The sequence below is a fragment of the Rhizomonospora bruguierae genome (genome assembly GCF_018397995.1).
GTDB classification, from domain to species: Bacteria; Actinomycetota; Actinomycetes; order Mycobacteriales; family Micromonosporaceae; genus Rhizomonospora; species Rhizomonospora bruguierae.
In genome coordinates this window covers 61,895-73,583 of sequence record NZ_BBQH01000038.1, presented here as the reverse complement: position 1 = coordinate 73,583, position 11,689 = coordinate 61,895, and the positions used below count along the sequence as shown (strand labels likewise).

The 11,689-nt window shown below is 72.0% G+C and carries 2 protein-coding genes; one reads left to right on the top strand and one right to left on the bottom strand.

Annotated elements, in window-relative coordinates:
• Nucleotides 1-413 precede the first annotated feature (413 nt).
• On the top strand, nt 414-10,997 hold the full coding sequence (locus tag KJS59_RS20240) for a toxin glutamine deamidase domain-containing protein (protein WP_213454518.1): 10,584 nt from the start codon (nt 414-416) through the stop codon (nt 10,995-10,997).
• 233 nt (nt 10,998-11,230) lie between these two features.
• Here the strand turns inward: KJS59_RS20240 and KJS59_RS20235 are convergent, their stop codons facing one another.
• Nucleotides 11,231-11,581, bottom strand: a complete 351-nt coding sequence (locus KJS59_RS20235) for a DoxX family protein (RefSeq protein ID WP_213454505.1) — start codon at nt 11,579-11,581, stop codon at nt 11,231-11,233.
• Between the last annotated feature and the right edge of the window lie 108 nt (nt 11,582-11,689).

Genomic DNA, 11,689 nt, shown 5'->3' with positions numbered 1-11,689 from the left:
ACGCTCCCGCCGAAGACGCCGCCGAAACCTCGCGCCTGATCCCCATCGCCGCGGACGACACCGTTACCAGCGTCCCCTCGGCGCACTACTACCTCGTCACTCCCACGCCCTTCCGCGAACCCCCACAACCCGGCGACAACGTCTGGGTCTGGTTCGGCACGCCGTCCACCGTGCGACCGTCGGCGCCGCAACACACCGGCAACGAGCCCACAACAGCACAGTCGACCCCGGTGCTGGACCCGTCCACGGGACCAGTCGGCCGGCCCCCGGCCACACAGGTGGCTTCGTCGGTGCCCGCGGGTTGGGTGGATTGGCCGCCTGACTCGGAAGACGGGTTGGCACAGCTGGGACAGCTCACGGACCGTGTCCGGCAGCCGCAACGGCCGACGCGGTCCGCGGGCGGGGATTTGCCGGTGAACGCCGATGCGGGCACGCTCGCCGACGGTGCTCCGCACGCCGACGCGTTGCGACGGCGGCTTGACGAAGTGCGGGAGACCCGGGACCGGCGGCGGGCCGAGGAGCCTGAGCCGCCGGCCACGCCACCCGTGGTGCCAGAGCCGCCGGCGCTGCCGCGCCCGGAGTCGGAGCGGTCGGTCGAGGATGGTGGGGCGGAGCCCGCACCGCCGGACGAGAACGAGGAGCGGCCGACCGCTCCGACTCCAGACCCAGAGCCCAAGACGGAGCCCAAGCCCGAGCCGAAGTCCGAGCAGGAGACCGAGACAAAGGGCAAGGCCGAGACAAAGGGCAGGTCGGAGAGCGAGGCGGAGTCGACGTCGCCGGTCGAGAAGGGCAACGAGTCGGCCAGCACGAGCCAGGCACCAGCGGTTTCGACCGCCGAGGTGACCAACGAGCAGGGCGAGAAGGTCGACCCTGAGCTTCCGGATCCGAATGCCGATGAGGGCAGGCGCGCCCAGCTGACGGCCAGGGTGTCCGAACTCGACAGTGTGTCGCAGGAACGCCGCCAGGAAGCGGTCGCACTTGAGCGCGAGTGGCAGAAGGCCACCGAGGCGGAGCAGACCGGCCTCCGAGCGATGCGGGACGCCGAGCGGGCAGCCGAGGGCCGGGCCGAGGAGCGGAAGCGGCATCGTGAGGACGCGCGCCAGGCCGCCGAGCAGTGGGCGGACGAGCGTATCCGGGCGCGGGAGGAGGCCGAGGCGCGGGCCGTGGAGCGGGAGGTGGCCGCCCGGGAGGCTGCCGCGCGGCAGGCGGCCCGCGAGCTGGCGCGGGAAGAGGAGTGGGCGGAGCGGAATCGGCTGGAGGCGGTACAGCGCGAGATCGCGAGGCGCCAGGCGGACCGCGATGCCAGCCAGGCCCAGGCGGACCGCGAGGAGAGCCGGCGGCAAGCCGAGAAAGAGCGCGACCAGCGGGCCGAGCGGGAGGAGCGGGAGCGCCGGGCACAGGAGGAGACGGAGCGGGAGCAGCAGCGTCACCGTGAGGAGGAACGGGCCGGGCAGGCCGAGGCAGACCAGCAGGACGCGGTGCGGGAGCGCCAGGCGCCGGCGGACGCGGCACGGGAGCAGCGGGAGCGCCGGGCGGCGGAGGCGGCATCGCGGCGTACCAGGGCGCGGCACGCGGCTGAGGTGGCGGCGCATGCCCGGCGATGGCAGGCGGACGCCGACCGGCGACTCGGCGAGGAGGCCAGGCAGCGGTGGGCGGAGTTCACCCATGCCGCCGAGCGGGCCGAGGCCGAACGCGCGCGGGCGGACCGCGACGCGCGGGCCCGCGAGGACCAACGGGCGCTGGCCGAGCGGCGCGCGGTTTCCCAGGAGGCGGCGCGGGTCGGGGCCGAGCGGAGGGAGGCCGCGGAGGCCGCGGCCCGCGAGCAGGAGTGGCGCCAGGCCGAGGAAAGGGAAGCCGCCGACGCGGAGATCCGCCGGGCGCAACGGTCGCGGCTGGCCGATGACGTGCGCCAGAAGCGGGAGGCGTTCGAGAAGGCCCGCAAGTCCGCGGATGACGCGCGGGCCGAATGGGAACGCGCGGCGAAGGAGCTCAAGGAGGTCGAGTACGCGCTCGACGCGACGAAGAAGAAAAATAAAGACACCGCCAGAGAGTCCATAAAGGACGACAAGGTCAAGGGGAGCGGGGAAACAGAGGAGGCCAGCACCGGGAAGGGCAAGGGAAAGGCCGGCGAGGACGCCACGTATCCATGGAGCGTCGCCGAAGGCGCCCTGGGCGAGGTGAGCGTCGCCCGGGTGCCGGAACTGTCCAGCAAAGACCGGACCGCCATCGTGACGGCCCTGATGGATGGCCTGCCACCCGCGGTGCGTACGACACGCGAGCCCGACATCGAGATGGGCGTGATCGGGGCGGCCGACGGGCCCGACCTGGGTACCGTCGCGGAGGAACAGGAGATACGCGCGAAAGTCGAGAGCACGCTGAACGAGCTGCTGACCACGCCGGATCCGAAGAACATCGCGAAGGTGCACGAGCACCGGGAGGAGTGGGCGAAAGCGCTCTTCGACGGCAAGACGTTCAGCGCGGGCGGGCGGCTGATCTGGATTCGCCCGGTGCCGTACGACCCGCGTCCGTCGACCGGTACGCAAACCAGGGGTAGCCGGGAGTACGTGGTCTCGTTCGGCTCGACGAAGGTCGGCCACGAGGAGTCCTCGTCGTCCAGGCGTGGGCTCGCCGGTGGCTTGGAGGAGACGTACACACTCTCGACCGAGTTCGCCTCCCGGCTGATCGCCGGCCTTCCGGTGCTGTCGATCGGCGGTGAGCAAGAGCGTGGCAGGTCCTCGGACACGCGGGTCATCTGGGGCCGGAAGCTCTTCGTGGACAATTCGACGCCGTTCAACAGCGGCCTGTTGTTCCAGGTGTACGTCAACGGGGTGGAGTGGGGGCGGCCGTCGGCACGGCCCGACGGCGGGCTGCTCGACCTGGCCGTCCCGACCCATTACGCCAAGTCCGGCGCCCGTGCGGATCCGGACGCACCGGCGGCACCGCATCCCACGGGCCGGCCCGGACGACCGGTGTCCCAGGCCCGGGAGGTGCTCAACGCGATCGACCTCACGCCGGTCCTGACCGAGTGGCACAAGGCGCTGGTGGCCGCCTTCCCCGCCGACCTCGCGGCCGAGGTCGCCGGTACGGTCACGCGACAGCTGCTGAACGAACGCACCACCCGCAACCGTAGCCAGTGGCTGCTGTCCACAGGGGACATGACGGACACCGTCGAGGTGGGCGGACCGGTACGGAAGTTCAGCGGTTATGTGACCACCGAGGTGAGCCTCCAGGAGATCCAGCTCGCCGACGTCACCGAGGACGTCACGGTGCGCGACGACCTCGGTGTGATCTCGTCGTCGGGCGTCGGGCTGTCCAGCAAGAGCTCCGCGGGCCTGGCCGCATCCGTCAACATCATCGGGCTGACCCACGAGCGGACGGAGGTGGGGGCCGACCACGAGGACTCCTCGTCGAAGGTGACCGGCGGCTTCAACGCCGGCTTCGGCGCCGAGTCTGAGCGCGAGGCCGGCCTCGAGGTCGGCGGCAAGGTGCTGAACCACACGGTGCTCACCCGCAAGGAAAACCAGGCCCGGTACCGGGCGGTGTTCGAGTTCACGCTGACCACGTACGCCAACCACAAGGTCGCGACCGTGACCCGCCGGGTGGTCGCGGAGCACGGGGTGCCGGTGAGCGAGGCGGCACAATTCGAGCGCGGCGTCTACGGCGATGTGTTCACTGCGAGGTTCGGCGCGCCGGGTAGCGGGCGCCCGAGAGCGACGATCGCGTCGTCACCGCTGGTCACCGACCCGCTACCCGCCACCGACCCGGAGGCGCCGTTGGGGCAGGCTACTGATCAGCCGACCGGAACCGACCAGGCGCCACTTCGGGCCATCACGGAGCCGGCACCGGAAACGGCGCCCGAGGCGCCGCCGCCGACCGCATCGGACGTGATCGACCGGTTGCCGCCGAAGGTGGACGGGGCACCGCAGGCACGGCAGGGGTACGTACCCCCGGATGGTCCGGCGGCGCGCGAACCTCTCGCCGCGGCGATGCGGCGCGGCCAGGGTCTCGGCATCGCGGCGAACAAACCCGGCGGCGAGAAGGTCGCCGACCTGATACTTGCGGTGCTACGGCAGAAGTCCGGCCAGTCGGACATCGGTGCCACGGCGCGCCGGGGCGTCCTCGCCCGGGTGGGTCGCGCGGCGATGGAGGCCGATCCGAGCCGGATACAGGGCGGGCGGAAGTTCACCGTCGCCGTTGGCAGCAAGCGCTACCAGATCCTGGTGACCGAACACCGGATGGAGCTGCTGGACAGCACCACCTACCCGATGGTGGTCAACGGCCGCACGCTGACCGGTGCGACGACGGCCGGCTCCCGCTCCACCGAGGCAAGCCTCAGCGGCCGGGTCGGCGGCGGCCCCTCGATCCCGGTGAAGCAGCAGGTAGAGGCAGCCCGGGGGACGGACCCCGAGCATGCCACCGGGCCGGGGCATCAGGGGAGGGTGTACGTCCCCCGAGCCCGGGTCGAGGCGGAGGGCTCGCGCGGCGTCGAGCAGAAGTTCAAGCAGGAGGTCAAGGAGTACCGCCGCACCGAGACCGACGGCGACGTCGTCGACCACCGTTACCGGACGGTGTACGAGGTGGCGATCCGGGAGCTGCCGAGGTTCGGCGAGCCGGGCCCACGGGAGACCTGGCTGATCGGCGTCGACCCCGACGAAGGCGCGACGACACAGCTCGCGGTGCCGGTCGAGCACGTACCCCGCGACCCGTCGGGTACGGAGCGCACCATCACGGCCGCTGAGCTCGCGCGGGCCGGGGCGGTACGGATCGGAGACCTGAAGACAGTCGCGTGGGAGCCCCACGGCCTGCCCCGGCACCTGCCGCTGGACACCGACGGCACCGCCGGGCTGTACCCGTCGTTCCGCCACATCCCGGAGCTTCCGGCGACGGCGGCCAAGCTGTACCAGCGGCTGAACGGGCTCTCCGACGACTGGTTCGACGAGCCGATGAACTGGCCGGACGAGATCTTCGACCTCGGCGCCGGTTCGGAGCTCAACGGCCACTTCCCGGATGCGGTCGACGAGTACGGCTGGGAGCTGCAACTGCCCGACCACGACGGGTACAGCCAGGTCATCAAGGTGCGCGAACGGGTCGTCAAGTCCGGGCTGACGTACCAGTACAGCAGCGACCGCATCGGCAGCGCGAAGGGCGTGGAGCTGGAGCAGTACCGGCAGTCGGCGGTCGGCCACGGCTCCGCGGTGGAACGCGAGCTCGGCGTGGAGGTGAAGGGCGGCGCCGGTGGCCTGTACCTGAACTACGACACGAGCGGGGAGAAGGCGTACGAGCGGGGCCGTGCGGGCGCCAACCTCTACGTCGAGGGGGAGATGTCGGTCGGCGACTCCACCGGCAAGGACCTCGGCGCGATCGACATCACCCGGGCCACGTACAACGACACCGTCCACGTGTACCGTGGGGCGGCCGTCTTCGAGATCACCGCGACCCGTACCAAGGACGGCGCGAGCGAATCCAGCCGTCCGAGGTACGTCGAGGTCCAGGATGCGATGGACCTGCTCGCCGCCGACCGCGCCGCCGAGGACCTGGGGCTCGACCGTCCCCCGGCCGACCTGGCCGCCGCGGCCGAGCCGCGCGTGCTCATCGACGAGGCGCTGCTGCCCGCGGTGGGACACCCCGAGCGGATGCGCGCCAATCGGGTGGCCCAAACCCTGCTCTCCATTGTGGAGGACCTCCAGCGGGGGCGGAGGATCGCCACCGGCGAGGGTGTCGAGCTGCTGAAGCGCGCACTCGTCGGGCGGTTCGGCTCGCGCAAGCTCGAGCCGCAGTTCCTGGCACTCAACGGCCAGGGTGTGTCCGGCTGGTTCCCGGTCCCCGGCCCGTACGGCTCGGTCCAGTACATGTGGGTCCGGGTCACTGGGCGCCCGGCCGGGGCGCCGTCCAGCGACCGGCCGCGAGAGCGGGTCAGTCTCACCCTTCGCGGCGAGACCCACGACGCTACGTCGAACACCAGTAGCTCCGGGTACGGGTGGGCGGCCTCGTTCCAGTACCACGGCCGAGGTGCCTGGGACAGCGACGGCGACACGCTCGGCGGGTTGGGCCATACCGATTACCGGCAGTCCGACTCGGGCGTGGTCGGCAAGCAGGAAGAGTCGAAGGACATCTTCCGCAGCGGTCCGAAGAAGTCACACGAGTTCGAGTACCCGATGGACTTCACCATTGACGTCGCGCTCGCCAGCGAGATGCCGCAGGTGGTCAAGCTCATCATCGACACTGCCCGGACGGTGCTCTTCGGCGGGGCCCGGGTCGCCGGCGTCTGGGGGCCGGAGCTCGAACTGGCCGTTGTGGAATTCTGGTACAACCACGACCTGTTCTCCTGGCGGGACGAGCGGCGCACCACGGGCGACGTACGACTCATCGTGCCGCAGTACCTGACCCGGCCCGCCAGTGCGCCGGCGGGCGGCTGGCGGGTGCTTGACGTCATCGAGGAGGAGCCGGCACCGCAACCCGAGGCGGAGACGGCGGCCCGGAAGTCCACGGACGAGGCGACCCCGGCGCCGACCCCGACGCCTGTGCCCGCCGTGACGGCGGCTGGTCGGCCGGTGCCCTGGTGGGGCGACCCCGGCGATGACCGCCCAGTGCTCAACACCGACCTGGCCACCGATCGGAGCCTCCACCCGTGGGACCTGGAACGGGTGGCGCGGGAGTTCGTGCGATGGGCCCCGCTCACCACGCTGCCGGCCCGGTTGAGCCGGAGCCGGGACCTGACCGCCGACGGCGCCTGGCGGGTGCCCGGTGTGAACGAGGGCAGCGTCCTGCACCGTCTGGTGTCCTACCACGCCGCCCAGGTGATGCTGCGGGCACGCCTCAGCGCTTTGCTCAGACACAGGTACGAGATTCCGGACACCGGCATCACCCTTGGGCTCGACATCAGGCGCAGGAAGGTGTATGTCGACGGGGCCGGCACACCGCTCGGATTCGAGCAGAAGGCCCGCCGCTACGAGCAGCACGAGCAGGGACCGATCAACGAGAGTTCGTTCTCCGCCGTCTGGAACAACGGGTTCGGACCGCAGGGCGGTCGCCCGGCCGGCATCAAGAAGCTCGGCTGGAACGGCGAGGGCGGCAGTGTCGGCGGCAAACGCGGCACCGCGCACTCGGCCGAGATGAGCGAGGTGAACGAGCGTAACTTGGAGGGCAGGCCCACGCACTTCCAGTACCTCTACGACGTCACCGCGGTCATCAAGGGGCCGCACGGCACGCTGCTGATCGACGTCGACTCGGGCGTGTACCTCATGCGCGACGCCGACCCGAACGCGCCGCTGCCGAAGGCCCCGCCAGCGCCGCTGCCTCCGCCACCAGCGATCGAGGACGTGCGGAGCGGGCAGGAGTCCGCCAAGCAGGACAAGACGAAGGCGATGCCGGGGTCCTGGCCGGAGGACGAGGAAGGCGAGCAGGCCGCGCCACACACCGGCGAGGGCCAGAACCCACCGGAGTGGACGGTAGGGCCCGACGGCGAGCACCACTGGACGGGCGAGGGTTGGCCCTCCACCATACCGCCCGGCCTGCGGCAGGGTGCGGCGAGCGGCGAGCGGAACCACTGCCTGCTCGACTCCCTGCGGCAGCTCATCAACGCACGCCGCAACGGTTCGGCGCTGAGCGGTTCGACGTTGAGCGGTTCGGCGCTGAGCACCGAGGGACTGCGCGACTTCCTCCTGGAAAACCTGCGCCAGGAGGGCAGCCGCGACGCTCTGACGGCCGTCGCCGACCTCGCCGAGGACCGGATGCTCGACGTGTACGCCCCGGTCTTCTCCGACGTCCTGCGCAACGGCTTCGGCGTCCGGATCCAGGTTTTCGAGGCCACGGGTAGCCCTCGGCACATCGTCCCGCACCCGATCCTCGGTACCGAGGGACCGCTCCTGCACCTGCACCACGAGGGCCTTCACTTCACCCCGCTCTGGCCGACGGGCGATCAGACCGGCCGCTCGACGGAGAACCGGGCCGGCGCGTCGGGCGGCGACCAGGCCGGTCTGGTGGATCCGTCCTGGCCGCCGCTGTCCGGCCGGCGTTCCGGCCCGGGGTTCGAGCGGGCGTACGGCTGGCTGCGACGGGTGAATCCGTTCCGCTTCCGGGGCGGCGAGTTCGACACCAACTGCCTGCTGACCGCGATCGCCGCCGACCTGACCCAGGCGGCCCGGTTCACCGGGGAGGCGGACGGCGACGTCTTCCAGGCACCGCCGTCGGCCATGCAGACCGTGGCGGATCTCGCGAACTACACGGGCAGGCCGCATTCGGAGGTGCCGGACTACGCCGCCGTCGAGGAGGCGATGCGCGCGGCGCCGATCGGGGCGCGCGCGATCGTCGTGGTCACCGACGCCGGGGGTACGGTGTCGCACGCCTTCAACGCGTTCCGGGACCGGGAGGGCGTCGCGTACGTTGACGGGCAGACGGGCACCTGGGCGACCGCGCCGCGGTATCCGGCGCGGATCCGGTTCATGGCGGTGACCGACGGCATCCCCGCACCGCGTACCGTGCCGCTGCTCGCGCCGCGGCAACCCGGCGCGAGCGACCGCACCGACTTCCTCGCCGGACCCAGACCGGGCCGCGCGGCCGTGCCGCCCGGCCCGAGCGGCTCGACCGAGGTCCTGTCCCGTTCCGACGCCGAGTACTTCTACGAACTGGCCCGCAGCCTCGGCTGGCGCTCGGCGGGCGACCGGTTCGAGCGGGTACGGCACCGGATGGAGAGGTGGCTGGGCGGCCGTACCCAGGCGGACAAGGCGCGCGAATTTGTGTCGTACGTGGTCACCGCCCACCGCGCGGAGGAGTCCGTCCAGCGCGGCCTTGACCAACTGGTGCTGGCCGGACATGGCCTGCACCGGGCCACGGTCGGCGGGCAGCGGGTCGCGGTCCGCGCGCGAGTGGACGACGCTGGGCGGGTGGTCAGCGCCCACCGGGCCACCCGGCTGGACCAGGACCTGGTCGAGCATGGTGGCGATGAGCTCCTCACCGAGCTCTTCGGCGACGGCGGCTGGACGGCGCGGGCCAGCCACGCCAACACGGTCGACCCGGACGCCCGCCAGATCGCGCTCGACTTCCACAGCCCCACGGCGTGGCCCACGCTGGTGGCGGCGCACGCGATCGCGACCGGCCCGGAGGCCCCGCCACACCTCGCGCTGGAGTACCGGACCTTCCGAGGTGCCCAGATCGGCCCGGAGCTTCGCAGTTGGGCGCGTCAGCTGCAGGTACGGCTGACCAGCGACGACGAGCTGGACGTGCGGAGCGCGCTGGCGATCATCGCGCGGCGCACCGCGCGGGAGGCCCGGATCCCGCCGCTGCGCGGCCCGGACCCGGTGGACCAGCCGGAAGAGGACTCGGGGTGCGCGGGCCGGTTCCAGCTGAAGACCTGGAAGGCGACGGCCGACACCCAGCAGCCGGTCGACAGCGTCGTGCGGACGTTGGGGCACGAGATGTTCCACAGCGAGCAGGTCGCCCTGGTCGCCCAGTGGCGGGTGAGCGAGGGCGGCGGCTGGGAGGTGCTGGCGGACGCCACCGACGACCGCGACGTATGGGCCGCCCTCTGGGAGGCGGGCCGTCAGCGCCCGGACGACGAGAGGTACCCGGCGGCGGCGCACCTGTGGCGGTACCACTTCGGCCGCACCGACACGATCCGGGTCGGCAGCGTGCACCAGCGCGTACAGCAGCTGGCCACGCGGGTCGAGCGCCGTCTGCGGGCCGCCGGCACGGTCGATCCGGACGGGCGCCTGCACCGCCGGCTCACCCGGGGCTGGGCCCCGGCGCACATGCTCGCCGCCGACGCCGACGCCATGTACGCCTCCGAGCTGGCCGAGGCGCAGGCCTTCATGTACGTGCTGGACGTCGCGGCGGGCGGCTCGGTGCTGGACTGGACCCGGCTCCCGGACGGACTCGTACCTAACCAGATCGACGGGTACGACGTGTCGGCCCTCGGCACCGCCGGCAGCTTCGTCCGACCGGCGGGGTCCACCATGGAGGCGCCGCACCGGTCGGCGCATCCGGAGCGTCCGCTTGTGGTGGTGGCCGCGACCGGTGCCGCCGATGCCCACCGGGTGCTGCGCGAGCTGCGGGACGAGCTACCCGAAGGCGTGCTCGTGGAGCTGGCGCTGCCGGAGCGGGTGAGTGCGGAGCGGGCGGTGGCGCTGGCCGCCGTGCTCGGCGACGACCGGGTCCTCGCGATCGCCGCCGACCGGCTCCGGCCCTCCGGCGCGCTGGTCGACAACTTCGTGGCGTACAGCTGGGGGCACGCGCCGACGCTGCGGCCCGCCGCCCAGTACTTCACCGTGCACGCCGAGCCGCAGCATGTGCCTGTGCGGGGGACCCGGACCGTGCTGGACCCCATGGGCGGCGAGCGGTACGAGATGCTGCCCGGCTGGCAGGTCCGGCTTATCGGGGATCGGGTGTGGATCGGGCCGGCCGGCGCGGAACCCTCCATCGAGGACGATGACCCGCCGGTCGTCGTCGGCCTGCCGGACCGAGACACCCCGTGGACGGTCTGGCAGCACGCGCTCTGGCTCGGCCGCGACCTGGCCAGCCACCAAGGGACCACCACCGACACCGGGTTCGTCCGGGTGCACCGGCCAGACCCGGTACCGCCGGCGCTTCCCGTGCCCGACCCGGACATCGTGCACGCCGTCGAGGAGTGGGACGAGCGGCTGCTCGAGCGCGCCTTCGGCGACGGGCATCCGGTCGACCCGGCCGCGTTCGCGTATGAGCCGGACAAGGACGAGGGCATCGCGGGACCGGCGCGCCAGCGACCCAGCTTCACCGCGTACGACCTCCTGGACGAACTGCTGGACGTGGCCGGCGCGGACCCGGCGGAGCGCGACCAGGACCGGCTCGTGGCCGCGCTCGACGACCTGGCCGGCCGGCTCGGCGTACCCCGGCGGGAGCTACTGCCGATCGCGTACCAGACGGCGCGGGCGTTCGGCGTGGGCGCACTGACCGAGACCCGGCTGGAGACGGCGAACCGGTCCCGCCACCTGTGGATATGGACGGTCGAGGTGCCCAGCCTGTAGGTGACCGAGGGGCCACCAGCGGAGGGGAGCCGGAATGGGGCGGTAACCAGGACGGCTCGGAGCCGATGGACATCGACGAGGAGCTCTCCGCCAGTGAACAGCGACCGCATGCCACCGTGTCGGGCGACATCGAGGTCATCAATGCTGTGCCACGCCATCGGCGAGGTCGACCTGCCCGCGCCGGGCGGCTGGCAACTGCGCCCACCACCGCCAAGCCGGCCGGTCTCCACGTCTCACCGGTGGTAGCTCAGATTCACGATGAGCGCGGCCACTGCGGTGGAGAAGAACACGGCCCATCCCACAAGCTGACGGGAACCCACCCGCAGGTGGGCAAGGAGCGCGCCGACGAAGTACAGCACCAGCCCAGCGGCGGCGAGTATCCCCAGCAGGGGTACCGCGAACCCGGCCAACAGCCCCGCGGAGCCCGCCGCCAGCAGCAGGCCCAACACCGGTACCCACGACCGCGGCACGCGCTTCATGTCTGCCTGGGCTTTGGGATAGTCGTGGCCGATCAGGTAGGTGACGGCGGCGATGCCGTTGAAGACCGACGCGAGGATGGTGACCGTAACGTAAGCGACAAACACGAGCACTCCTTTGTGGCTGCCTCAACGACGAACTGGGGCTGCGGCGTGTGACATGGCCGCGAGATGGGTGCTGCCCACCCCCCGTCCGACCCCGGTGCCCTGCCCACC